The 23,665-nt window shown below is 42.1% G+C and carries 22 protein-coding genes; 8 read left to right on the top strand and 14 right to left on the bottom strand.

Going from position 1 to position 23,665, the window contains the following annotated elements; genetic code table 11:
• The first annotated feature begins 83 nt into the window (after positions 1 to 83).
• Positions 84 to 749 (top strand): endonuclease III, encoded by a 666-nt coding sequence (nth, locus tag BM156_RS14205; RefSeq protein WP_093920697.1) that lies wholly within the window; start codon positions 84 to 86, stop codon positions 747 to 749.
• A gap of 165 nt (positions 750 to 914) precedes the next feature.
• A complete protein-coding gene (locus tag BM156_RS14200; protein WP_093920559.1) occupies positions 915 to 1,085 on the top strand; it encodes a DUF362 domain-containing protein in 171 nt (56 codons plus the stop codon).
• Positions 1,086 to 1,223: 138 nt separating this feature from the next.
• Here BM156_RS14200 and BM156_RS14195 read toward each other — a convergent pair whose 3' ends face one another.
• The 7 genes from BM156_RS14195 to BM156_RS14165 all read right to left on the bottom strand — a co-directional run bounded on the left by BM156_RS14195 (position 1,224) and on the right by BM156_RS14165 (position 5,188).
• Positions 1,224 to 1,820 carry a ClpP family protease gene (locus BM156_RS14195; protein WP_093920558.1) on the bottom strand — a complete coding sequence of 199 codons (597 nt, stop codon included), beginning with the start codon at positions 1,818 to 1,820 and terminating at the stop codon, positions 1,224 to 1,226.
• Positions 1,821 to 1,936: 116 nt separating this feature from the next.
• Positions 1,937 to 2,464, bottom strand: a complete 528-nt coding sequence (gene msrA / locus BM156_RS14190) for a peptide-methionine (S)-S-oxide reductase MsrA (protein WP_093920696.1) — start codon at positions 2,462 to 2,464, stop codon at positions 1,937 to 1,939.
• 73 nt (positions 2,465 to 2,537) lie between these two features.
• Positions 2,538 to 2,837, bottom strand: a complete 300-nt coding sequence (locus BM156_RS14185; RefSeq protein WP_093920557.1) for a DUF6787 family protein — start codon at positions 2,835 to 2,837, stop codon at positions 2,538 to 2,540.
• 140 nt (positions 2,838 to 2,977) lie between these two features.
• On the bottom strand, positions 2,978 to 3,556 hold the full coding sequence (locus BM156_RS14180) for an SNARE-associated domain-containing protein (RefSeq protein ID WP_139218290.1): 579 nt from the start codon (positions 3,554 to 3,556) through the stop codon (positions 2,978 to 2,980).
• Positions 3,557 to 3,652: 96 nt separating this feature from the next.
• Positions 3,653 to 3,886 (bottom strand): 4a-hydroxytetrahydrobiopterin dehydratase, encoded by a 234-nt coding sequence (locus BM156_RS14175; protein ID WP_093920555.1) that lies wholly within the window; start codon positions 3,884 to 3,886, stop codon positions 3,653 to 3,655.
• A 54-nt stretch (positions 3,887 to 3,940) separates the two neighbouring features.
• Positions 3,941 to 4,516 carry a flavodoxin family protein gene (locus tag BM156_RS14170; protein WP_093920554.1) on the bottom strand — a complete coding sequence of 192 codons (576 nt, stop codon included), beginning with the start codon at positions 4,514 to 4,516 and terminating at the stop codon, positions 3,941 to 3,943.
• Positions 4,517 to 4,531: 15 nt separating this feature from the next.
• Positions 4,532 to 5,188, bottom strand: coding sequence for a DUF4159 domain-containing protein (locus BM156_RS14165; RefSeq protein WP_093920553.1), 657 nt, complete (start codon positions 5,186 to 5,188; stop codon positions 4,532 to 4,534).
• 167 nt (positions 5,189 to 5,355) lie between these two features.
• Between BM156_RS14165 and BM156_RS14160 the strand changes: the two genes are divergently transcribed.
• Entirely contained in the window at positions 5,356 to 6,588 is a 1,233-nt protein-coding gene (locus BM156_RS14160) for an aminotransferase class I/II-fold pyridoxal phosphate-dependent enzyme (RefSeq protein WP_170846965.1), read from the top strand.
• A gap of 82 nt (positions 6,589 to 6,670) precedes the next feature.
• On the opposite strand, the gene BM156_RS14155 is transcribed toward BM156_RS14160, so the two are convergent.
• The 7 genes from BM156_RS14155 to BM156_RS14125 all read right to left on the bottom strand — a co-directional run bounded on the left by BM156_RS14155 (position 6,671) and on the right by BM156_RS14125 (position 17,687).
• A complete protein-coding gene (locus tag BM156_RS14155) occupies positions 6,671 to 7,603 on the bottom strand; it encodes a magnesium transporter CorA family protein (protein WP_093920551.1) in 933 nt (310 codons plus the stop codon).
• A 255-nt stretch (positions 7,604 to 7,858) separates the two neighbouring features.
• Positions 7,859 to 8,881: a glycoside hydrolase family 43 protein gene (locus tag BM156_RS14150; RefSeq protein WP_093920550.1), complete on the bottom strand. Its 1,023-nt coding sequence runs from the start codon at positions 8,879 to 8,881 to the stop codon at positions 7,859 to 7,861.
• Positions 8,882 to 8,898: 17 nt separating this feature from the next.
• Complete coding sequence (locus tag BM156_RS14145; RefSeq protein ID WP_093920549.1) at positions 8,899 to 11,379, bottom strand: AsmA family protein; 2,481 nt, start codon at positions 11,377 to 11,379, stop codon at positions 8,899 to 8,901.
• A gap of 132 nt (positions 11,380 to 11,511) precedes the next feature.
• The gene (locus BM156_RS14140) at positions 11,512 to 12,768 is read right to left on the bottom strand and encodes a competence/damage-inducible protein A (protein ID WP_093920548.1); all 1,257 of its coding nucleotides are present in this window, start codon (positions 12,766 to 12,768) and stop codon (positions 11,512 to 11,514) included.
• A 28-nt stretch (positions 12,769 to 12,796) separates the two neighbouring features.
• Entirely contained in the window at positions 12,797 to 14,038 is a 1,242-nt protein-coding gene (locus BM156_RS14135) for a M48 family metallopeptidase (RefSeq protein ID WP_093920547.1), read from the bottom strand.
• A 59-nt stretch (positions 14,039 to 14,097) separates the two neighbouring features.
• Positions 14,098 to 14,691 carry a class I SAM-dependent methyltransferase gene (locus BM156_RS14130; RefSeq protein ID WP_093920546.1) on the bottom strand — a complete coding sequence of 198 codons (594 nt, stop codon included), beginning with the start codon at positions 14,689 to 14,691 and terminating at the stop codon, positions 14,098 to 14,100.
• Positions 14,692 to 14,771: 80 nt separating this feature from the next.
• On the bottom strand, positions 14,772 to 17,687 hold the full coding sequence (locus tag BM156_RS14125) for an FAD-binding and (Fe-S)-binding domain-containing protein (protein WP_093920545.1): 2,916 nt from the start codon (positions 17,685 to 17,687) through the stop codon (positions 14,772 to 14,774).
• 449 nt (positions 17,688 to 18,136) lie between these two features.
• Between BM156_RS14125 and pta the strand changes: the two genes are divergently transcribed.
• The 5 genes from pta (at position 18,137) to buk (ending at position 23,637) form a co-directional block, all read left to right on the top strand.
• Positions 18,137 to 19,141 carry a phosphate acetyltransferase gene (gene pta, locus BM156_RS14120; RefSeq protein WP_093920544.1) on the top strand — a complete coding sequence of 335 codons (1,005 nt, stop codon included), beginning with the start codon at positions 18,137 to 18,139 and terminating at the stop codon, positions 19,139 to 19,141.
• Between the two features lie 13 nt (positions 19,142 to 19,154).
• Entirely contained in the window at positions 19,155 to 20,126 is a 972-nt protein-coding gene (locus BM156_RS14115; RefSeq protein ID WP_093920695.1) for a 3-hydroxyacyl-CoA dehydrogenase family protein, read from the top strand.
• 106 nt (positions 20,127 to 20,232) lie between these two features.
• On the top strand, positions 20,233 to 21,441 hold the full coding sequence (locus BM156_RS14110; protein ID WP_093920543.1) for an acetate/propionate family kinase: 1,209 nt from the start codon (positions 20,233 to 20,235) through the stop codon (positions 21,439 to 21,441).
• Positions 21,442 to 21,624: 183 nt separating this feature from the next.
• Complete coding sequence (locus tag BM156_RS14105) at positions 21,625 to 22,530, top strand: phosphate acyltransferase (RefSeq protein WP_093920542.1); 906 nt, start codon at positions 21,625 to 21,627, stop codon at positions 22,528 to 22,530.
• Positions 22,531 to 22,536: 6 nt separating this feature from the next.
• A complete protein-coding gene (gene buk, locus BM156_RS14100) occupies positions 22,537 to 23,637 on the top strand; it encodes a butyrate kinase (RefSeq protein WP_093920541.1) in 1,101 nt (366 codons plus the stop codon).
• Positions 23,638 to 23,665 lie beyond the last annotated feature (28 nt).

The raw sequence follows: 23,665 nt of genomic DNA, 5'->3' as shown, positions 1-23,665 counted from the left end.
AGATAAATTAAACCCCGAGGCTTAAAGCTTGTTCTATTTTGAAAACCTTATTTTTGTCTTTCAACCTTGAATAATAAATGAACATGTTAAAGAAAGAACGTTACCAACGAGTCATTGAATATTTTCAGCAAGCCATGCCCGTTGCCGAAACGGAGCTGGAATACAATAATCCATATGAGTTGCTTGTGGCTGTCATTTTATCGGCTCAATGTACCGATAAGCGGGTGAATCAAATTACGCCAGAGCTGTTTCAACGCTTCCCAAAGCCCGAAATGATGGCTGAGGTAGAGGCTGCCGAGGTGTTTGAGTACATTCGTTCGTGTTCTTATCCGAACAACAAAGCCAAGCATTTGGTGGGAATGGCCCGTATGCTGGTTAACGATTTTAAAGGCGTTGTACCGGATGATATTGTTGAACTGCAGAAGCTCCCTGGGGTGGGGCGTAAGACAGCCAATGTGATTGCTTCGGTAGTTTATGAAAAGCCGGCTTTTGCGGTGGATACGCACGTATTTCGCGTGGCTAACCGAATTGGGCTGACGAACAACTCAAAAACTCCTTTGGAAACAGAAAAGGAATTGATGAAGTATTTTCCGGACGAGATTGTTCCTTTGGCGCATCACTGGCTGATTCTGCATGGCCGTTACACGTGTTTGGCACGGACCCCGAAATGTGCTAAATGCGGATTAACAGACTGTTGCAAATATTACCAGCAACTCGAGAAAAAGAAACAGTCCAAAGCCGCAAAGTAAAAGGGCAGGCATTGTTCTTATCGTTAAAGTCAAGATTGATTAAGGGAAATATTAACTCCAATTTAAGTGTTGATTTTGTTGGAATAAATTTATGTATCAATTGCTTTGATTTTTTGCCAAACTTTGTACTTTTGCTCCTAATCTCTAACTTAAAAATGAAGTGTTATGGCTTATGTAATTTCAGATGAGTGCATTGCATGCGGAACATGTATTGATGAATGTCCTGTGGATGCAATTTCAGAAGGTGACATCTATTCAATTGATGCTGACCTTTGCACCGATTGTGGCTCATGTGCTGAAGTTTGCCCGGTTGACGCAATTTCTATTGCAGAATAAACGGACAGCATAAAATTTACTACCCGGTATTGAAAAATACCGGGTTTTTTATGCTTTAAAAGAAGGGAAAGTGACTATTGGGAGTTCAAAAACGACATTCTTTTTCGCTTTTAAACTCCCTTTTGAATGTATTTTTTATTAAAAAGAATAAACCTGATCAACAATGCCATACTCGATGGATTCATTGGCGTCCATCCAGTAGTCCCGGTCAAAGTCAGCCATTACCTGATCAACGGTTTGTCCGCAATTGGCAGCCAAAAGCTCAGCTGCTAGTTTTTTTGACTTTAGGATTTGCCGAGCATGAATTTCCAGGTCGCTGGCTTTTCCACGCAAAGCTCCAATGCTGGGTTGGTGAATCATCACCTCACCATGCGGATAGATAAAACGTTTTCCTTTTTCACCGGCGCTTAACAGAATGGAACCCATGGAAGCCGCTAAGCCCATGCATACTGTAGAAACAGGAGAGGAAATCAGGTTCATGGTATCCATGATTGAGAAACCAGAAGTGACCATGCCTCCAGGGCTATTGATAAAGAACGTAATTGGTTTTCCGGGATCAACAGACTCTAAATACAGGAGCTTGCTGACGATATCTTCGGCCGATTCATCATCAACCACGCCCCACAGGAAAACCTGGCGTTGCTTGAGAAAATTCGTTTCAATTTGATTTTTTACGGATTGTTTTTTGACTCCCTCTTCCTGAGGTCGTTCATCATAAATTTCTGTAGAAATCATGGCTTTTCGTTTTGTTCGTATTCAATAAAATTAAGTTGAATAAAACTAGTGAATTTTTAGGGAAGTTTGGTGCCTTTTGCTCCCCCCCAATAAAAACTTTTGAGCACGATGAATTCTTATTTCAGTTTCGCTTTGAATATTTTCCGGAATTTGTCGAGCTTAGGCACAATAACGAATTGGCAATAACCTTGATTCGGATTGTTTTCATAGTAATCTTGGTGGTAGTCCTCAGCTTTAAAAAAGTTTTTCCAAGGACTTATTTCTGTAACAACGGGTTTGCCGAACACATTTTGCTCATTGAGCTGCTGTTTGAATTCTTCGGCCAACTGTCTCTGATGCTCGTTGTGGTAGAAAACTGCAGAGCGGTATTGAGTCCCAACATCGGCTCCTTGCCGGTTTAAGGTTGTTGGATCATGGGTACTCCAAAACACTTCAAGCAGTTCTTGAAAGCTAATAATCGCCGGATCAAATTCAATTTCGATGACCTCAGCATGTCCGGTTCTACCAGTAGTCACTTCCCGGTACGAGGGATTTATAATTTCGCCTCCCGAAAAGCCTGAAGTCACTTCAATTACGCCATTCAGCTCTTTAAAAACAGCTTCGGTACACCAAAAACAACCGTTTCCAAATGTTGCTAATTCCATTGTTTTGCCTTTTTGAGTGGATCCTGAAGAAAGGCTTATCAGCATAAAGAAAACAAGCCAATGCATCGTTTGTTTAATCATCTAGTTTTATTCCGAATCGCCGCAGTAGTTTTTTCTCAAATTTCCAGAAAAAGGTAAACTGTCCGAACAGGGTCCCAAAAATCATTAACATGATCTGGTAGGCCGGTACAATGGTCAGGATATACACAATAGCCGTAAGCCAAAAAGGCCAGTCTGGCGTGTAATCAACCAAATGAAAAACAAGCTTGCGAACCAATAATGCTCCCGAGCCAGAAATTGAGAAAACAATAAAGATGAGGATTAATTGCAGGTTGGACTCAACCTCCCATTTTTCCTTCAACTGTTTAAACATAGTTCCATTATTTTGAATAATATCTACCTTAACAAGCTGTCGAAAGAATGGTTGAATGCGCTTTGTGTAAAATGTGTTGCTATTGAGGAGCAGGAAGGTTTAAACCATTGAACCTGCCATGCTTACTTGTATCTTTATTCTTAGGCAATTTGATGCGTTTGGTAAATGATGTAGCCGTAAACTGCAAACCGTAACAAACGAAACAAGCCAAAATAGAGGTAACGTTTCATGGGGTATTCTGTGGTTCCGACCAACATGCTGATGGCTGACCAAGGCAAGGGAGTTAAGGCCGCAGCGATGATCAGAAAAGAGCCATACTTGCGAAATAGAGGCCAGTATTTGCTGAAAAACTTCCGACCTAAATAGCGGAACAGGACCACCCTGCGCAAGTAGCGCCCAATTAAGAATGCTAGGTAGCCGGCAGCATACGATACGCCTGCGAAAAAGAACAGGTTACCTACATAATGCCAAACATCGCCTTTATAATAAGCCCAGAGCATAAAAAACTCGGGCGGAAATAAGCCGAAGAACACTTCGGACCCGATGTAGATTCCATAAATGATCAAAGGCTGGCTGTAAAAGCGCTCTAGCCATACTTCCTGGTTTTCATCAATAACATATTCTTTGGCAAGAAGGTACAGCGCTGCCAGAATTGCCATCCAAAGCAGCCCTTTCAGCATATTTTCAATAAGGAACTTAAACTTTACCCGTAATTTCATCTATTGTCGAAATTTGTGTCCGTTAGGCCGGATCGTTGCCAGGAATCTTTTGCTCCATGCTTTAGCTGCAATTCGAAACGATGGGGCAAAATGTTCCTAAACTAATGCGTCAATCTTTGAAGCCAACTGATGATCCCGGTCTGTAACATGTCCTTTATCATGACTGGTTAAGCTGATGGTAACCTTTTTATAGTCATGCAACAGAATATCTGGATGGTGATTCATTGCCTCTGCTAGTTCACCAACCTGATTGACAAAGTTCAGTGCTTCCTTAAAATTTTTGAACGTAAACTCTTTGCTTATTTTTTCTTCTTCCTTATTCCAATACATAACACTTGTTTTACTACTTGAAAACAAGTGGATTGAAACATGGTTCAATTCCTGTTAGGCGTTGATTTTTTTTAACAACCAAGCCATGTTTTCACCCAATGTTTGCATGATTTGCATGCCTTCTTCGTCAAGCAAAACTGCCCCTTCGGGGCCTCCAACAGCAAAGTTCCAGTAGCTGGAGCCAGGAACAATCATTTGGCTAATCAGGAAGAAGTTGTTGAGTGTTTCAAAGGCATGCAATTGGCCGCCTCTTCTCACAGCAAGTACTCCGGCTCCAATTTTTCGTTTTAATAAATGTCCGTTGCCACGGGTGACGTAGCCTGCAACATCAATCAGGGCCTTCATTTCCGCACTTACGTCGGCAAAATAGACTGGCGATCCCAGGATGATGGCATCGGCTTCAAGCATTTTTTCGATTGCTAAATTGATGGTGTCGTTTTTTATGTGGCAGCGTCCATCTTTGACCTGCCGGCATTTTCCACAGGCCGTACAGCCATGAACCGGTTTTCCTCCCAACTGGAAGAACTCGGTTTCGATACCTGCTTCCTGCAGGGGGTGAAAAACACGCTCAATAATGAGTTTGGTATTCCCGTTTTTGCGCGGGCTTCCATTTATTGCTAATACTTTCACAATGTCGATTTTTGGTTATTTGCTAAAAACGTATTGAATGAGGTTGGCCCCCATTTCAAGGGCTTTGCGTCTGACCTCCGGAGGATCGTTGTGTACCGAAGGATCTTCCCAGCCATCGCTGATATCTGCTTCGTAGGTGTAAAAACAAACGAGGCGATCTCCAACAAAAAGGCCAAATCCCTGGGGACGCTTGTTGTCGTGCTCATGGATTTTAGGAAGGCCTCTCACGAATTCGAACTTCTGCCGATAAATCGGGTGATCTGGCGGAAGCTCAACAAATTCCTGCTCCGGAAATACTTTTTTCATTTCCCGACGGATGTATTGGTCGAGACCGTAGTTGTCATCGATATACAGAAACCCTCCTGCTTCAAGGTAAAGTCGAAGGTTCTCACTTTCTACTTCTGAAAAAATGATGTTGCCATGCCCGGTAATGTGCACAAAAGGGTAGTTGAAAAGCTCGATGCTACCCGGTTCAACCGTTGCTGGCTGCGGATCAATATTGGTTTTCAATTCCTGGTTGCAAAAACGGATAAGATTGGGTAAAGCCGTAGGATCTGCATACCAGTCACCACCTCCTTTGTATTTGATAAGTGCCAATTTCAGATTTGGATTTTGGCTGAATAGAAAACTTGCCGGGAGAAGCAAAAGAAAGGTTAAAAACAGTCTTTTCATGGCGTAAAATTGAACGAACAAAGATAATAAGAATGAGCAATTTTGCTACTTGAGAGGAGAAAAGCAAAAAGATTAAATCATTCTAAAAGTTAGGGAGAAAGCAGGCATTTTAGAACCGTTTTAAATAAGAGCTGTTATCTTTGATGAATATTTTCAAACTAACCCGCATGAAAAAGAATTTTACAACCCGATCATTGCATGTGCCATTTCCTAAAGATGATGCTTACAATGCACTCGACATGCCTATCTACGAGACTGTTGCCTACGATTTTGGTTCATCAGAAGACATTGCCGCGAATTTTAGGGGTGAGCTACCAGCGCACGTGTACTCCAGAACCAGCAACCCAACTGTCGAGTATTTTGAAATGAAAATGAAAGCGCTAACCGGAGCTCATCAGGTGTTGGCGGTTCCTTCGGGTATGGCAGCTATATCGGCCAGTTTTTTGGCGATTGGGAAAAGCGGGGACAATATTATTTCGGGAAAGCATTTATTTGCGCATTCGCACGCTTTGTTAGATGAAAGCTTGCGAAATTATGGTTTGGAAACGCGCTTTGTGGATACCACCGATGCGGAGGCTGTGGAGCAGCTTATTGATGAGAATACCCGGGCGATTTACTTTGAAACAGTAACCAATCCGCAGCTGGAAATTGCCAATGTTGAAAAGTTGGCAAGCATTGCGAAAAAACACAAGGTGTTATTGATTGCCGACAGCACGGTGACTCCACCCATCGTTTGCCAGGGGAAAGAGCTTGGAATTGATATCGAGGTGATGTCAACGACCAAGCACATCTCTGGAGGAGCAACTTCGTTTGGTGGCGTTATTCTGGATCATGGAACGTACGATTGGAATTTGAATCCGAACTTGAGTCCGCTGACTGCAAAATTTGGGAAGGATACATTTATCGCCCGCTTACGCAAAAACTATTACCGGAACATGGGAAGTGCGATGACTGCTCATACGGCCCATATTCAGAGTATTGGGCTTGATTTGTTGGAGCTGCGCTTCGAACGTTCATATAGCAACTGCATGCAGTTAGGCAATTTTTTGGCAAAGCATGAAAAGGTAAAGCAGGTAACTTATCCGGGCATGCCTGATGCCAGCGATTATGAACTGGCTAAAAAACAGTTTGCAGGTAAGCCTGGTACTATTTTGACTTTTGATTTGGAGTCAGAAAAAGCTTGTTTTGAGTTTATGAATCGCTTACAATTGATTCGTCGGGCAACCAATTTGAATGATAACAAATCGCTGATTATTCACCCTTGGTCAACCATTTATGTCGATTTTCCGGAAGAAGAGCGCTTGAGCATGAAGATTCGTCCAACCATGATGCGGTTATCGGTTGGAATTGAAGGAGCGGAAGATTTGATGGAAGATATTGATCAGGCGTTTAAGGGCTAGAAATTGAGCATTCTACAATAATGAAACACCCGGTACTACAGATGAGTAGCCGGGTGTTTTCAATCCTTATATATCCAAAACTCTAAAACAATTCTTTTTTTCTGAAAATAATGATTCCGAGGGTTGCTAAGGCAACGGAAAAGATAATGATTACAGGGAATGCCCAAGTGTTGCTTTCCAGATGGTTGGGGACATTCATTCCGTAAAGACTAGCCACTAAGGTTGGGATCATCAGGATGATGGAAATAGATGCGAGCTGCTTCATGCGCACGTTCAAATTATTTGAAATAACTGAGGCAAAAGCATCCATCATGCCACTTTGGATGTCCGAATAAATCTGTGACATCTCTAAAGCCTGTTTATTTTCAATAATGGCATCTTCCAACAGATCTTCATTCAGCTCCGTCATATTTTTCTTGAGCGCATTCCGAAGCTTGGCCAATACAATTTCGTTCGCTTTCAACGAAGTGATGAAGAAGACCAAGCACTTCTCCATTTTTAGTAGCTTGTTGAGCTCCTTATTTCGAACAGATTTTTCAAGCTCGGTTTCTATTTGAGTTGTTTGATGATTAATCTGTTTCAGGTACTGTAAGTAGGAACTTCCTGAGCGTAAAAAGAGCCTGATGATAAAATTGAGCTCATCATGAACCAATAAGGTTTGTCCTCGGTACAGAGCCGGCTTCTCTAAAGGAAGCACTTGATTGACCGTTGAACAAAGCGTGATGGTTATTTCATTCGATCGGAAAATGCCAAGAGGTAGGGTGTAATAGGGTACACCGTTGTTCGGACTTTCTACTGGAATACGTAAAATGATTAGTGACCAATCTTCATCCACTTCATACCGGGGACGTTCGTCAACGTCCATAATATCCTGCACAATATCAGCAGGAACCTGAAATTCCTCTTGAAGTTGGTTTAGCTCAGCTTGGGTTGGCTGAACAACATTAATCCAGCATCCTTTCTCAGCTTGTGGTATCTCACTATACCCCCCAAAGCTCTTAAAAATCTTAAGCATGATGTGCCTCCTTTTGATTTGTCTGTAGGAGGCATTAGGCCCCCTTACAGCGAGGTTAATAATTCATATTTATGATGACCAGGGCCTTCGTCCATGAAATCGTCTATTTTTATTTTGCGCTGCAAAGCTAGTCAAAACTATTTGCTAAAAAGAAGTTTTTTAGGGATAATTCGAATAAAAAGTTACAGTATCCTGGGGGTGTGGAGGATATGGCCTTCCTTCGGAAAAGCAAGGCCGGTAAGAGTTTTTGCCTGTTTATTGGTTGATTGGATTAGCCTGAACACCCTCAAAGGTCATGTGCACAGGCTTGATGGATTGGTCTTCGTTGAAGAATAGGCGATCAACGCAAACAACCCGGTGATCTCGTCCTTGGTTCGGAATTGGCCGACGATGATAGACGATGTACCAATCGTTGGAGTTTGGTACATGCAAAATGGAATGGTGCCCTGCTCCTGTGGCAATTTCAGGATCTTGCTCCAGGATGGTCCCCGCGCGCTCAAACGGGCCAAATGGACTGTCAGCCATGGCAAAGGCGACCCGATAGCTGGAATCTCCCCAATTACCTTCAGACCACATAAAATAATAGGTGTTGTTTTTGATAAAGAAGGTTGGTCCTTCTACATAACCTTCGGGAGTAATTTCTTTCACCAGTTGGCCGTCATCAAAAGGGACTAAGCGTTTGAAATCATCGCTTAAGCGTCCAATGTTGCAATGTCCCCATCCGCCATAAACGATGTAATATTGGCCATCCAGTGCTTTGAAAACATATTGATCAATCGGTTGGGCTCCGTGGTAAAAATCCTGAATCAATGGTTTGCCCAGGTAGTCGCGGTAGGGGCCTCCCGGATGATCGGCAACAGCAATACCGATGCCGCCTTGTTTGTTTTTATCGCCTTGTGAGGCATCGTAATACGGACCGCTTTCATTTTGAATGTCGTTACCTGCAAAAAACAGGTAATACTTACCATCTTTCTCGATAATTGACGGCGCCCACATGGCTTTGTGAACCCATGGAACAATTGCGGTATCCAATACGTGTTCATGCTTTTCCCAATGCACTAAATCATTGGATGAAAAAGCATCAAAAAACACCTGCTCTTCGTACTTTGCTGAGTAAGTTGGAAAAATCCAGTAGCTATCGTTTAAGACGGCTACCTCTGGATCGGCATACCAATCGTTGAAAATTGGGTTCCCGGAGGTTTTATCGGTAGCCTTTTGGGCTTGTGTTGAAACGGAAAACCAAAGTCCGCAAAGGATCAAAAAGCAGGTGTGTCTCATAGTTCAAAAGAGTTTGCTTAGTTGAATAATTTTTTTAGTTGATCGCCTACATTTTTCACCGCGTTTTCTAGTTCTTTTTTTGTCGACTTTTTAACCTCTTCCTGAACTTGTTTTTTTGCATCGCTTAGGTCCAAAGAAACTTTCGGGCTTGTCAGGTTCCCAGCAATATCAACGGTAATAGGAATGATTTGAATGTTTTGTGATCCAGGTAAAAATCCAAGTGCATTGTTGATGTCTGTGGTCAAGTCTTCTCTATTCACTTGGAAATCCATTTTTAGATCCAACATTTGTTCTACAGTCAGGTTCCCATGAATAGACACGTCCTGATCGGCAATCTTGGTTTTAAACGGTTTCAATTTGATGTTGCCATCTTCAAAGTTGAAGTAAGCTGTAAAGTCATCAATCCGAACATTCTTAAGTTTCTCCTTCTTGATGAAATTTTTGATTTGATCGAAGGTTGGAGAATCCAAAATTTGCAGGTCCTGTGTGTTAAAGAATCCACGGCCATCAAGGCTGGATGGAATGATTTTAAGCTGCTCGGTCAACTGACCATTAAATTTGAGCTCGGTTGAAAGTAGCCCTTGGCTTCGGGCAGCGATTGGCACATAGCGCTGAACCATGCCAAACGATTGGTAAGCTGCCGGAATTTGAACTTTATTGATCCGCATGTTGAAATCGAAGAATGGTTTATTTTCCTCGGTACTTTTGTAGGAGCCGTCAACAGTTAATTGTCCTTGCAGCATGTCCATATTAAGCTTTTTAAGGGCTAACATCTGATCTTTAACTTCAATTGTTCCTTCGATGTTTCGGATATCCATCCGGTCGAAAGTGGCTCGTTTGATTGCTGAGCTGAACACCAAATCCAATTTTGCTGGCACCTGGAAAGCATAAACGGTATCGTTGGCAACTGTAGTAGTAACAGTATCTTCAGTGACCATTAGGTTGGCAAGCTCGTTGAAATCCATGTAATCAGACTGTAATTTGAAGGTCCCTTTCAAGGTCTTATCCATCAAAAAGTAAGGCAGATAATTGGATAGTTGACCGTTTAGATGGAAGTCACTCTGTCCGGTTTTCGCATCCAAAGAGCTTAATGTGATGGCTTTATTGTTGACTTTTAACTGGCCTGAGTTAATTTCAAAAACTTGGGTCATAGCCGGTGTTTTCACTTTAAAATCTTTAAAGTTGAAAGCTCCATCCGAACTGATTTGTTCGTAATTCTCCTTTTCGATAGCCGACATTCTTCCTTTAACGCTTAGCTTTCCATCCAGCAATCCTTGCAATTGGATGCTGTCCATTGGAATGATTTCAGCCAAACGTGTAAAGTCGATTTTTCCACTGAACGAGGCATCAAAGGCTGGGTCACTCATGGGGTGCGAAAGAGAGAAACGAGCGTCCACGGGGTTTTCCCGAATTTGCGCATGCGCTTTAGAAACATTTACCGTCAGCAGATCCAATCCACCTTCTGGTTTCTCAATTTTTCCATCCAACGTAATCTTTTCAACTTTTTCTGGTGATCCAGCGTAATTTAAGGTCGCATTGTTGACATAAATATGTGTGCTAATGGCAGGATAAAGCTCGTCATAAAACCATCCTTTTACGCTTCCTTCAAAACCGGCCTGTCCTGTTGTTTTGATATCTTCAAGATAGCTTTGGTAGCTTTGAGGAACCATGGCCAGCAAGGTTTCAAAATCGCTTTGTGGTTGTTTAAACTGCAAGTCAAAATACATGCTGTCAGAAGGCATCTCAAAACGTCCGCTTAAGTCCAAAGGCAGTTCATTCAGATGTAGGGTGGTTTCGCCAAATTCAAAATTCATTTTATCGTAGTCGGCCATTAATTGGCTACGAACTTTTAAAACGGTGTTGGCTACGTAATCAACCGAGTCATAGGTGAATTTGAACTCACCAACTTCTCCGTCCAGGTCAAAGTGAGTTATTGTTCCGTCCAACTTCCCGCTGGCATCCAGGTTGGTATTCAGCAATCCGAGTACCATCGCTGAAGCTTCGTCAGCATAAGTCATGCTTAAATCCCGTACTTTAATTTCTTGCAAGGAGATGGCCATTCCTGACTCCTCAGAACTTGCTGTTTCTTCTTCAACGGAAGACGATTTTGCAATATCCCAGTTGACCTGACCGGACGCATTGGCCTTTAGGTGCACATGAGCATCAGTTAGCCGTAGGCTTTGAATGGTGAAATCCTCGCCACCAAACAGATCACTAAGCGAAATGTCGGTTGCAAGGGATTGTATGGCAACTAAGGTGTCGCCTGCAAACTGATCACGGCCAATAACTGTTAAGCCTTCCAGTTCAACCATTACATTGGGGAAACTTCTCAGCAAACTGAGGTTGAAATCAGTGAATTCTACTTCGGCATTAACTTGTTCATTGATGGTTGTTTTTACCTTTTTCAATAAAGGCCCTTTAAATAGGACCGGAACAATGATTAATGCAGCGATTAGCACAAAAACAATGACTGCTATGGTAATAACTACTTTCTTCATTTTTCTATCTATTTATTGTTTTTGATGATTAGCCTGCCTAGCTAATCTCATTTCATTGAGTGTATTAAAATAACAAAATTCCGGGGTTAAAACTCCTCTTGTAACTTATAAACGAATGAATTGCTAAAAGAATCATGCTAAAACTGGATTTTCTTTCAAAATCAACTGACGAAGCTGATTGATTGCCGCTTGTGATGACCTTAGGATATTTCGTTCGCGGTTGTGTGCAAAGTTGTAGCAATGGACTGTTTGATTCTTTTTACTGACCACAGCAATCCAGACTGTACCCACCGGTTTTTCTTCACTTCCTCCATCAGGCCCGGCAATGCCAGTTGTGGCAATTGCATAATCGGTTTGGAGGGCATCCAAAGCTCCTTGTGCCATTTCTAAAGCCACTTCACGACTAACTGCTCCATGTGCTTCAAGAGTTGTTGCTTGAACATGCAACAGGGCTTCTTTCACTTCGTTGGAATAGGCAACAATACCTCCCTTTAGGTAAACCGAACTTCCTGGGTTCTCAGTAAACATATGGGCGATATTTCCTCCGGTACAACTCTCTGCTATTCCGAGGGTAAGTTTTCCTTTTGCAAGTAATTGGCCGGTAACTCCGGCTAGCGAATCGTTGTTGTATCCAAAGATTTGCTCGGGTAAATAGGTTCTCAGTAAGTCAATTTGTTGGCTGACCTCTGTTTCCAATACTTCTTTATTGGAGCCATAAGCACTTAAGCGCAGCCGAATCATAAGTTGATTGGGCAAATAAGCCAGTTTGATGAAGTCAGGAAGTGCATTTTCCCACGGCTCAATTTTTTCAGCAAGCATGGACTCTGGAACGCCATAAACCAAGACGGTTTGATGGTAGATGGATTTTACTTTACCATTTTTTTGCAATCGTGGAAGAATTGCTTGCTCCATTAAGCCGATCATTTCAAAAGGAACTCCGGGCATAGAGATATAAATGGTATCGTTTTGTTCGAACCACATTCCGGGAGCTGTGCCATTGGGATTGTGGAGCACATCACATTTTTCGGGCACCAATGCCTGATCCTTGTTAAGTTGGTTGATGTCGATATTTCGCCGTGACAGCATGGTGGTAACATGCTCCAGCACTTGCTCGTTTAAAACCAGCTTGCAGTCAAAGTAGTCACACAGTACTTTTTTGGTGATGTCGTCTTTTGTTGGTCCAAGCCCTCCGGTAATCAGCACCAAATCGGCATGCTGAGCTGCTTGGCTTATTGCTTCCTTGATTTGAAGTGCATCGTCATGCACCGATGTAATCTGAAAGACTTCAATGCCGTATCGGTTCAGTTGTTCGCCAATCCATGCTGAATTGGTATCTACAACCTGGCCAATGAGTATTTCGTCGCCTATTGTAATAATTTCTGCTTTCATGATCTATCTAAATATGTAATCTGCGAATTTAGGAATTTGCTTGTACCTTACTGAGTGCTGATAAACGCTGCAATAAGGTAGGGTGCGAATAATGAACAAATACATAAGCTGGGTGTGGCCTCAAATTGCTCAGGTTTTGTACCGATAGCTTTTTCAGTGCGTTGGCTAAAGCTGTTCCTGAATAGTGGCTTGCAGCAAAGGCATCAGCTTCGTATTCATTTTTTCGCGAGAAAATATTCATACCAATTCCAATCAATGAGGACAGGGGAGAGTAGAGGATCCCAAAGGCGATAAGTCCAATATGAAAGCTTGGTGTTTTAACCCCCAAGGCTTCTGATAAGGCTGGACTATCAATAAACAGTGAAAAAATGAACAGCATAAGACCGGTTTGGATAATTCCTAATAGAAGGCTCCAAACGATGTGTTTCTTTTTGTAGTGTCCAATTTCGTGAGCCAGCACTGCTACGAGCTCTTCTGTACTCATATCTTTAATTAGGGTGTCGTAAAGAACGATGCGTTTTTTGCTTCCCAAACCTGTAAAATAGGCGTTTGCCTTTGTGGAGCGTTTGCTGCCGTCAATGACAAAAATATTATCCAGTTTAAAGCCAACTTTGCTGGCAAAAGCCTGAATGGCTTGTTTCAATTCACCATCTTCCAAAGGGGTTTGTTTGTTGAATAAGGGAACGATCAGCGACGAATAAAACATGGCCATAAAAATGGAAAAACCACTGATTACGGCCCAAACATACAGCCAAAACCATTCCCCGGTTTTCAGGTAGATGAAAATAATTAAAGCCAGCAAACCACCTCCAATAATTGCTCCCAATAACCAACCTTTTAGTTTGTCAGCCAGGTAGGTTTTGATGGTGGTTTTATTGAATCCGTACTTCTCTTCAATAACAAAGGTTGCATACCAATCAAAAGGCGTATTGAGAAGATCAGAGGCAAAAAACAGGATGCCGAAGAACAATAGAGCGCTCCAAATTGGGCTGGTGCTTATGTTGGTTGCCCATCCATTGATTAATGCAAATCCTTCGAAGAAAAGCATCAATACAATTAAAAGAAAGCTGTAAGAACTGGTCAGCATACCAAACCGATGATTGGTTTTTGAATAGGCTTGTTGCTTTCGGTATTTTTCTTCGTCATAAATGCCCTTCACTTCATCAGGAAGACTGGTGCTCCACTTGGTGGTGTTCAGGTAGTCAAGCCATCGTTCCAAAATAAAGTCAAAAACTAAGATGCCTAATATGATCCAGAATAATGTTGTCATGAGACGTTCTATTTAAGAAAATGTTTATTTGCTATTGAATGAACTCTTGTGTTCTGTTTTTATTTTACGCCAATAAGCCGAATAAGGGCTGAATGTCCTTGATGAAAATCTCCTTCATCCAGTTCCATTTCCAGTTCTTCAAATTGAAGGTGGCTAAACGATGAGAAATCAGCAGCCAGTTCTTTTTTCGAAAAAAGCATATTGATGTCGCGAGGTCCTCCTGTATTGTTATTGATCTGGGCTTTTGAAAATGTTTCCATAATCAAGGTGCCGCCAGGCTTTAGTCCAGCAGCTAGCTTTTGATGAAGTGCTTGCCGGGGAATTGGAGGCAGATGGGTATAAACAAGACCAATACAGTCGAATGCTTCCTCTGGAATTGGCATGGATTCATACGAGGCCAGCTGATAATCCAACTCAACCTGATGATTTGAGGCTAACTGCAGGGCTTTTTTTTGCCCTTCATAACTGGAGTCGAAGGCAAGCACCTGCCAGCCTTGTTGCGCTGCATAAACAGCATTTCTTCCTTCTCCTTCTCCTGGTAATAAAAGCTTGCCTGGAGTTAATTTATCCAACTCTTGTTTAAAAAAAGTATTTGGTGCGGTTCCGTAAACATAGTTGGAACCAGCAAATCGTTCATCCCAAAAATTTTTCATGGCTTTCAATTTTTAAGAAGGAAACAACCCACAGTGGCTTATGTTTGCACTGTGGGTTGCTTTGTATTGTTATTGTTTGGTTAAGCCAACGCTTCATAAAGAACTTCAATCGGATGCAAGGCTTCGCGGCCTGTTCCTTCCTTTATATGGTGACGACAAGAAGTCCCCGGAGCTGAAACAAGCATTTCCGCTGTGGCCTGCCGTACTGCAGGGAACAAGACTAGCTCTCCAATCTTCTGGCTCAGTTCGTAATGCTCTTTCTCGTAGCCAAAGGACCCAGCCATTCCGCAACAGCCACTGGGAATTTCCGAGACTGAATAGTTTTTTGGAATTTCCAGCATCTTTTTCGTAGGAGCTGTTGACGCAATAGCCTTTTGCTGACAGTGCCCATGCAGTTTGATTTCTTTACTTTCTGTAATGAATAGGGAAGAATCAATGTTTCCTTTTTCAAATTCAGCAGCAATAAACTCATCAAGCATGAAGGTATTTTGTGCAAGCTCCTTGGCAGCCTCCTTTTGCGGATCGTGCACCAATTCGGGGTATTCATCGCGGAAAGCCAAAATTGCTGATGGCTCAATGCCAAGCAAAGGGGTTTCAGCAGTTACAAGTGGCTGAAGCCACTTGACGTTTTGGGTCGCAATTTCCTTGGCTGTTTTTACCAGTCCTTTCGATAGATAGGTTCGGCCACTTTCCCGGTGTTTTGGAATGGCCACTTCATAGCCTAGTTTATTCAGCAGAAGAATGGCCTTAACCCCAATATGGCTTTCATTGTCGTTGGTAAATTCATCAGCAAACAGGTAAACTTTCCCTTTGCGCTTACCATCCAGTTCGATGGGCTTTTTATACCACTGGCGCAAACTCAGTTTCGACATTTTCGGGACCTGACGTTCCACGGCAAAACCTACCGAACGTTTGAACAGAGCGGTGTTCGTTATGTAGTTGGTTAAAGGACGAACCAAGCGCCCTAGTTTATTCAACTGCGGCAGATAGGCGATAAGCTTAGCCCTAAAAGGAACTCCGTGAATTTCGTAATAATGTTGCAAGAACTCAGCCTTAAACTTGGCCATATCAACATTGGAAGGGCACTCAGCTTTACAAGCTTTACACGACAGGCAAAGGTCAAGTACTTCGTAAATTTCCTGGTGGTCGAATGGATTTGCTTTTTCTGACCGGGTTAAAAACTCACGTAAAATATTGGCCCGGCCGCGGGTCGTTTTATCTTCATCTTTAGTGGCCATGTAAGTTGGACACATGCTTCCGCCAATGGCCGCACTTTTTCGGCAATCGCCAGATCCGTTACATTTCTCAATGGCGCGCAAATAACCTTTTTGATCTGAAAAATCGAAGGTCGTTTCAAACTCTTTAGTGGCACCAACCAGAAAACGAAGTTTCTCAGTAATTGGTGGTGTATCGATGATCTTTCCTGGGTTTAGAATGTTGTCAGGATCCCAGGTTCTCTTCAGGTCTTTTATCAATTGGTAGTTCCGTTCGCCGAGCATAAAGGGAATGAACTCTCCCCGCAAACGGCCATCGCCATGTTCTCCACTTAACGAACCTTTGTATTTTTTTACCAAGGCCGCAATTTCTTTGGCAATGGTGTGGTAAAGCTCAATATCTTTTTCATCCTTCAGATTTAACAGCGGGCGTAAATGAATTTCGCCAGTTGCAATGTGTGCATATTTAACACAACTGAGTCCGTAACCTGCTAAAATATCGTCAAACTCACCCATGTAGTCTGGCAAGTATTCCGGAGCCACAGCCGTGTCCTCAATAACCGTCACACTTCTTCGGTCTCCGGGGATATTAGATAACAAGCCTAAACCGGCTGTACGAAGTGCCCAAACCTGTTTGATTTTTGCATCGCCTTGCACCAATGGGAAATGATACCCCAAATTTGCAGCACGAAAATCGGCTTCCAATTGTTGGGCAATGGCTTCAATTTCTTCTTGGGTGTCCCGTGCAAATTCAATCATCAACATGGCTTTGGGATCACCCTGAATGAAAAAGCGGTTTTTCCGTTGTTCAATATTTTCTTTGGTGCAATTCATGATGATGTCATCCATCAATTCAATTGCTCCGGGCTGGTGTTTTAATGCAATTAAATTACCGAGGTAAGCTTCTTGCAAGCTATTGAAGTGGGCACAAACCAATCCCTTGTGTTTTGGAGGGAGAGGGATGAGGTTTAACTTGAAACTGGTTGAAAAAGCCAGAGTCCCTTCACTTCCGGCTAAAAGTTTGCAGACATTGATCTGCTCACCTTGTTCGGTAAATGGTTCCGTTTCCAGCAAGATGTCAATGGCGTAACCATTGTTTCTGCGTCGAACTTTCGGATCAGGAAATTCAGCTCGGATACTGGCTTGATTTTCCGGATCGCTTAAGATTTTCTTGATGTTTTGATAGATCTTGGTTTCAAGACTTCTTGCGTCCCTTTGGCATTTGGCCTCAAACTCATCTTTACTAAGGGCTTTAAAAAGGACGTTGGATCCATCAGATAAAATGCAATCTGCTTCGAGAATGTGTTCGCGGGCGCTGCCATAGATTAAGGAGTGCAAGCCACAAGAGTTATTTCCAACCATACCTCCAATGCAGCAGCGGTTAGCTGTTGAAGTTTCCGGCCCGTATTGCAGCCCATGTGGAGCAAGGTATTGGTTCAACTCCGCCAAATTAACGCCGGGCTCAACAATAACCCAATTTTCGTCTACATTGAGTTCCAGTATCCGGTTCATGTATTTCGATACATCAACGACAACTCCTTTTCCAACAACTTGACCGGCTAAGGAGGTCCCTCCGGCGCGGGGAATGACTGAGGTTTTATTTTGATGAGCAAATGTTATGATTTGCCGAATATCTTCTTTGGATTTAGGTTTACAGACAGCTTGAGGGATTTCCCGGTAAGATGATGCATCAGTTGCATAAATAATGCGTTGAACATTACTCGTGTACACATCGCCTTCTAATTGCTGTTTTAGTGGAAAAAATAGGTCTTCTTTGTTCATGTTAATTGGTTTGATCGGAAAACAAAAGTATCAATTTATTTTGGGTGGTTGAAGCATTATTTATTTGGACTTATTTTAAAAAAACAGAAATTGATCAGTGTCAGGTTTTTCTAGAACGAAGGATCTTATTTATGCAATCGATTGTCGTGTGGTCTTTTACTGAGGCTAACCAGTTGGTTTTAAAATCCTAATTTTTGTCAGGATTAACAATTAATTAGCCTTCTCAGGGACATTGACACGTTATTTTCGCTACTTTTGCCTTTTGAATCTTTTGCTCGAAAGTTTAAATTCTGAGACTTTTGTAAGAAACAAACAAATGTGAAAATCAAATTGCTTGAAAATAGATGGAATTGTGGGGGTTTAGATTGAAAGATCGTGTAAAATCAAGCAGTTTTGTAAGGTTCAGATAAGAGGATTGATAGTTACTAAATTAGATAAGTTTTTTTCGAATGAAATTACTTGAACGTGTTATAAAAAACGCACAAAGTTATCAAAAGCGTATTGTTCTTCCCGAAGGGAACGAACCCAGGACTCTTAGAGCCACTGAAATCATTTTAAATGAAAATATCGCCCGGATCATTTTATTAGGGAATCCGGTAGAAATTATGCAAGCTGCCGAAGAATGTGGTGTAAACATTAAAGGCGCTGTATTGGTTGATCCCAAAACGGATGAACGTCGGTCACACTATGCTGATCTGATGGTTGAAATCAGAAAGTCAAAAGGACTGACAAAAGAAGAAGCGTTGGAAATGCTGAATGACCCTTTGGTATTCGCTCCAATGATGATTAAAAATGGTGATGCGGATGGGGAAATTGCAGGAGCAATCAATGCTACTGGTGATGTGTTGCGTCCAGCTTTCCAGTTTGTAAAAACCTTGCCGGGAGTAAGTGTTGTTTCCGGAGCCTTCTTAATGTTCGTGAATGATCCTCATTTTGGACACGACGGAATTCTTGTTTTTGCTGACTGTGCTGTTATGCCAGACCCAGACGAACGCCAGTTGGCTGAAATTGCTATAACAACAGCTAAAACTGCTAAATCTATTGTTGGTATGGAACCTCGGGTTGCCATGTTAAGCTTCTCAACCAAAGGAAGTGCTCAACATGAGCGCGTGAGCAAAGTTGAAAATGCCACTCGCATTGCAAAGGAATTGGACAGCACTGTGAAAATTGATGGTGAATTGCAATTGGATGCAGCATTGATTCCTGAAGTAGCCAAGTTGAAAGCTCCGGACAGCGAAGTAGCTGGCCGTGCGAATGTGTTGGTGTTCCCCGGACTGGAAGCAGCTAACATTGGTTATAAGCTGGTACAGCGTTTGGCAAAGGCCGAAGCAATTGGTCCCGTTCTGCAAGGAATGGCAGCTCCAATTAACGACCTTTCAAGAGGGTGTTCTGTAAGTGACATTGTAAATATGGCAGCAATTACCTCAAACCAGGCGGCTGCTTTATTTGAATAAATTAAAGTTTAAAATGGCTAGTGAAGTTATTTATGAACCAATCGAAGAGTTTGGTTTAATTAAGAAAAAGGTTTCTAAAGCCCTTTTTTCGAAGATCGGTATCGTAGGATGTGGACTTGTGGGGCAGAATATTGCTCGCGTAGCTAGTTTCTATGGTATCGAGGTTGTTTTTATTGAAGTTAGTGAAGAAAAAATCAGAGAAGCTTACCGGAACATCGGTAAAATTCTTGATCACCGCATCGAGCATTGGGGATTAACTCAAGGCGAGAAAAGAGCAATCTTAGCGCGCATCAAAGGAAGCCTGGATTATAAAGATTTAGCCGGCTGCGACTTTGTTGTTGAGGCGATCCGTGCCGTTGATCGTGGTGGGAAAATTAAAGAGCGGAAGAAAATATTTAGAAAGATCGAAGAGGTTGTTTCCCGTGATTGTATCATTGGAACCAACTCAACAACCATTATTATCACCGAGCTTTCTTCCGAAATGAAATACAAGGATCGTTGCGTAAGCTTCCATTTCTCAGTTTCGTCACGCGAAGCTCGTATCATGGAAGTAGTCAAAGGTCTTTACACCTCCGAGGAGGCTTATGAAAAGGTTTGCCAATTTGTTAAACTCATCAATCGAAAAATTATTCCGGTTGAAGAGTCAGCAGGCTTAGTGAGTGTGCGGCTGTTTGTTGTGTTGTTGAATGAAGCTTGTGAAACCTTGCTGGAAGGAGTGGCTTCGATGGAAGATATTGACGCAACCATGAAAATCGGTTTGGGTATGCGCTTAGGACCATTTGAAGTAGCTGATAAAATGGGATTGGATAAAATTGTTCGATGGATGGAAAATATCTATGCCGAATTTGGTGACGTCCATTATAAACCATCTCCATTTATCAAACGTCTGGTGAGAGCCAAGCAATTGGGCGTTTCTACAGGGAAAGGATTTTATGAATATGATGAAGATGGAAATCGCCTGACGACAACTAACACCAACTGTTAAGGTCAATTGATTTCGATAATACAGATAATTTAATCACAAGAAACAGCCTTGATAGAAGCACATCGTATTCTTTTCGTGTTTGTATCTTGGTTTTAATTTAAAACAGATGAAAATTCTGGTACTAAACTGCGGTAGCAGTTCGATCAAATATCAACTCTTTAATATGGACGATCAGTCGGTGATTGCCAAAGGGGGAGTTGAAAAATTAGGAATGAAAGGTTCCTTCTTAAAACACAAACATGCTGATGGTCGTCAAATCGTTTTTGAAGGCGAAATTCTCGATCATAAAAGCGGGATTGAATACATTCTGGGAGTGTTAACCAGCTCCAAATATGGATGTTTAGAGAGCTTGGAGGAAATTGATGCTGTCGGGCACCGTGTGGTTCATGGTGGTGAGTATTTTGCTTCCAGCGAATTGATTAATGATGAGGTTATTGATGCATTGGTAAAATGTACCGACTTGGCCCCACTGCATAACCCTCCAAACCTGAAAGGGATTTACGCAATGGAAGAACTTATTCCAGGCATTCCTCAGGTGGGGGTTTTTGATACAGCTTTCCACCAAACCATGGAGGCTCAATCGTACATGTATGGAATCCCCTATGTGCTTTACGAAAAGTATGGCATTCGTCGCTATGGTTTCCACGGAACCAGCCATCGCTATGTTACCAAACGAGCCTGCGAATTACTGGGAGTAGAATACGAAAACCAGAAGATTATTTCATGCCACTTGGGTAACGGGGCTTCAATTGCTGCAGTAAAAGATGGAAAGTCATTTGACACCAGTATGGGCTTCACCCCAATCGAAGGATTGGTGATGGGAACACGCTCGGGAGATTTGGACATCGGTGTGGTAACCTACATCATGGAAAAAGAAGAATTAGGATTGAAGTCGGCCAATACGCTGTTTAATAAGCACAGTGGAATGCTAGGCTTGTCTGGAGTTTCTTCTGATATGCGCGAGATTGAAGACGCCAAAGACAGTGGCAATGAGCGTGCAAAAATGGCATTGGATATCTACAATTACCATGTTCGCAAGTACATTGGCTCATACATTGCAGGCATGAATGGACTTGATGTATTGATTTTTACTGGTGGTATTGGAGAGAATGCTGACACAACAAGAGCTGGAGTAGCCAGTGAACTGGACTACCTGGGAGTTAAATTGGATGAATCGAAAAATAATGGTTTCAGAAGTGAAGGCGTTATCAGCACGGATGATTCGCCGGTGAAAGTTGTTGTGGTGCCAACCAACGAAGAATTAATGATTGCATTGGATACAGAAAAGAAAGTTAAGGAGCATGTGAAATTGTAAGTTCTTGGACTTGCAAAGAACAAATCTAAAACTTTATTCTATCAAATATTTGTCTTTTAACATCCGGAGCTCTTCAGCTCCGGATGTTTTGTTTTACAAGGATTTTAAAACATTTTTTAGACTGATTTTTGTTCTGTAATTTAGATTGTTCTTATTGTATTTTCACGCTATCAAACCGAAAATATGAAGATAAAAATACTTGCTGATCTATTCCTTTTAGTCAAAGGAAAAGCTCGTCAAAAGATGGTGGTAGTAAATGGAATTGATACACATAGCATTGAAGCCGCCGAAGAAGCCCGCAAATTGGGAGTTGTAGACGTTATTTTAACAGGAGATCCAGCTCAAATTGAAGCAACATGTAAAAAATTGGGGGTTGAAGCTTCTGCTTTCAAGGTTGTTGCGGCTGACACCGAAGAAAGTGCTGCGCACGAGGCCGTAAAAATGATTCATGAAGGAGCGGCTGATTTTATTATGAAAGGGCTGATAAGTACAGACAAGTACATGCGAGCCATTTTAAATAAAGAATTTGGCTTGGTTGAACCAGGGGCCTTGTTAACCCATGTGACAGTGATTGAAAATCCTGCCTATCATAAATTGCTAACGGTGAGCGATGTGGCTATTATTCCATATCCGAACTTAAAGCAAAAGCAAATCATGATTCGATACTTGATGCAGGTTGCTATTAAGCTTGGTGTTGAGTGTCCAAAGTTGGCACTAATTGCTCCAACTGAACAAATTATCGAATCGATACCGGCATGTGTTGATGCCGCCCAACTGACTAAGATGGCTTCTGAAGGAGCTTTCCCAGAGGGAATTGTTGATGGTCCAATGGCCTTGGATGTTGCCTTGGATAAGGAGTCAGCTCAAATAAAAAATATCGAAGCGAAAACCGCAGGCGATGCCGATTGTTTATTATTCCCAAATATTGATGCTGGGAACGTGTTTTATAAAGTGAATTCAAAGTTTTGTTATGCCAAACAAGCAGCGCTGGTCTATGGTGCAAAAGTTCCGGTAGTTCTATCATCGCGAGGCGATAGTTCTGAAACAAAACTAAATTCCATCGTTTTGGCGGCATTAATGAGTCATTAGCATATTATGAATGAGTACCGAATTTTAGCAATTAATCCAGGATCAACATCTACAAAGTTTGCTGTTTACTACAATGAAGAATGCAAATTGACAAAGACCTTGCGTCACTCAATTACCGAGCTTTCTCGTTATAAAAGTATTCTTCATCAATTTGATTACCGTAAGGGAATGATCATTGATGCGTTGGTTGAAGAAGGCTTTGATGTGGACAGCATAAAATACATCATCGGACGAGGAGGACTGACTTATCCATTAGAGTCTGGTGTTTACTTGGTTAATAATAAAATGCTGGCGCATGCCAGTGAAGGAGTCTACGGACAGCATGCCAGTAATTTAGGACCGCTTATTGCTGATTTTATTGCGAACCAAATTCCCGGGGCGAAGGCTTTTATTGCCGATCCGGTGGTAACCGATGAAATTGATGAAATAGCTCGGCTTACTGGACATCCCAAGTTTAAGAAGCGTTCGATTTTTCATGCTTTAAATCAAAAAGCTACCGCACGTTTACACGCCAAAAAGGTAGGGAAGGATTATGAAGCCCTAAACTTGGTTGTTGCCCATTTGGGAGGCGGAATTTCTGTTGGTGCCCATAAAAAAGGACGCGTTGTTGATGTAAACAATGGGCTTGATGGTGATGGTCCTTTTAGTCCTGAGCGAAGTGGAGGCCTTCCTACCGGACAAATTATTGATTGGTGCTTTGAAGGCAAAATGTCAAAAGAGGAAATCCGTCGGATGGTGGTTGGCGAAGGAGGTTATGTGGCTTATCTAAAAACAAACAGTGCCAAAGAAGTAAAAGAAAGGGCTCAGGCAGGAGATGCTGAGGCTGGTTTAGTTCAGGATGCAATGGCCTATCAAATTGCCAAGTCAATTGGCGAAATGGCCGTGGTAATGGATGGAGCAGTTGATGGCATTGTGCTTACTGGAGGTGTAGCTTACAACGAATATTTAACGAGCTACATCGAAAAGAAGGTGAGCTTTATAGCCCCTGTCTTTGTTTATCCAGGAGAAGATGAACTGGAAGCATTGGCTCAAAATGCCCTCCGTGTAGCACGTAGCGAAACGCAGGCGAAAGAATATAGTCCTAAAATGATAGAGCAGGAGGTTTAGTCTCTGTTTTTTTGATCGAAAGTGAGCC

It is taken from the genome of Sunxiuqinia elliptica (genome assembly GCF_900113005.1).
Classification (GTDB): Bacteria; Bacteroidota; Bacteroidia; order Bacteroidales; family Prolixibacteraceae; genus Sunxiuqinia; species Sunxiuqinia elliptica.
Note: the sequence above shows the minus strand (reverse complement) of the source record. Positions and strands in the feature narration are given on the sequence as shown.

What these genes read in the sequence shown, in the direction of transcription:
- nth (WP_093920697.1), top strand. Translation starts at nt 84, where the DNA reads ATGTTAAAGAAAGAACGTTACCAACGAGTCATTGAATATTTTCAGCAA.
- BM156_RS14200 (WP_093920559.1), top strand. Translation starts at nt 915, where the DNA reads ATGGCTTATGTAATTTCAGATGAGTGCATTGCATGCGGAACATGTATT.
- BM156_RS14195 (WP_093920558.1), bottom strand. Translation starts at nt 1,820, where the DNA reads ATGATTTCTACAGAAATTTATGATGAACGACCTCAGGAAGAGGGAGTC.
- msrA (WP_093920696.1), bottom strand. Translation starts at nt 2,464, where the DNA reads ATGGAATTAGCAACATTTGGAAACGGTTGTTTTTGGTGTACCGAAGCT.
- BM156_RS14185 (WP_093920557.1), bottom strand. Translation starts at nt 2,837, where the DNA reads ATGTTTAAACAGTTGAAGGAAAAATGGGAGGTTGAGTCCAACCTGCAA.
- BM156_RS14180 (WP_139218290.1), bottom strand. Translation starts at nt 3,556, where the DNA reads ATGAAATTACGGGTAAAGTTTAAGTTCCTTATTGAAAATATGCTGAAA.
- BM156_RS14175 (WP_093920555.1), bottom strand. Translation starts at nt 3,886, where the DNA reads ATGTATTGGAATAAGGAAGAAGAAAAAATAAGCAAAGAGTTTACGTTC.
- BM156_RS14165 (WP_093920553.1), bottom strand. Translation starts at nt 5,188, where the DNA reads ATGAAAAGACTGTTTTTAACCTTTCTTTTGCTTCTCCCGGCAAGTTTT.
- BM156_RS14160 (WP_170846965.1), top strand. Translation starts at nt 5,356, where the DNA reads ATGAAAAAGAATTTTACAACCCGATCATTGCATGTGCCATTTCCTAAA.
- BM156_RS14155 (WP_093920551.1), bottom strand. Translation starts at nt 7,603, where the DNA reads ATGCTTAAGATTTTTAAGAGCTTTGGGGGGTATAGTGAGATACCACAA.
- BM156_RS14150 (WP_093920550.1), bottom strand. Translation starts at nt 8,881, where the DNA reads ATGAGACACACCTGCTTTTTGATCCTTTGCGGACTTTGGTTTTCCGTT.
- BM156_RS14145 (WP_093920549.1), bottom strand. Translation starts at nt 11,379, where the DNA reads ATGAAGAAAGTAGTTATTACCATAGCAGTCATTGTTTTTGTGCTAATC.
- BM156_RS14140 (WP_093920548.1), bottom strand. Translation starts at nt 12,768, where the DNA reads ATGAAAGCAGAAATTATTACAATAGGCGACGAAATACTCATTGGCCAG.
- BM156_RS14135 (WP_093920547.1), bottom strand. Translation starts at nt 14,038, where the DNA reads ATGACAACATTATTCTGGATCATATTAGGCATCTTAGTTTTTGACTTT.
- BM156_RS14130 (WP_093920546.1), bottom strand. Translation starts at nt 14,691, where the DNA reads ATGAAAAATTTTTGGGATGAACGATTTGCTGGTTCCAACTATGTTTAC.
- BM156_RS14125 (WP_093920545.1), bottom strand. Translation starts at nt 17,687, where the DNA reads ATGAACAAAGAAGACCTATTTTTTCCACTAAAACAGCAATTAGAAGGC.
- pta (WP_093920544.1), top strand. Translation starts at nt 18,137, where the DNA reads ATGAAATTACTTGAACGTGTTATAAAAAACGCACAAAGTTATCAAAAG.
- BM156_RS14115 (WP_093920695.1), top strand. Translation starts at nt 19,155, where the DNA reads ATGGCTAGTGAAGTTATTTATGAACCAATCGAAGAGTTTGGTTTAATT.
- BM156_RS14110 (WP_093920543.1), top strand. Translation starts at nt 20,233, where the DNA reads ATGAAAATTCTGGTACTAAACTGCGGTAGCAGTTCGATCAAATATCAA.
- BM156_RS14105 (WP_093920542.1), top strand. Translation starts at nt 21,625, where the DNA reads ATGAAGATAAAAATACTTGCTGATCTATTCCTTTTAGTCAAAGGAAAA.
- buk (WP_093920541.1), top strand. Translation starts at nt 22,537, where the DNA reads ATGAATGAGTACCGAATTTTAGCAATTAATCCAGGATCAACATCTACA.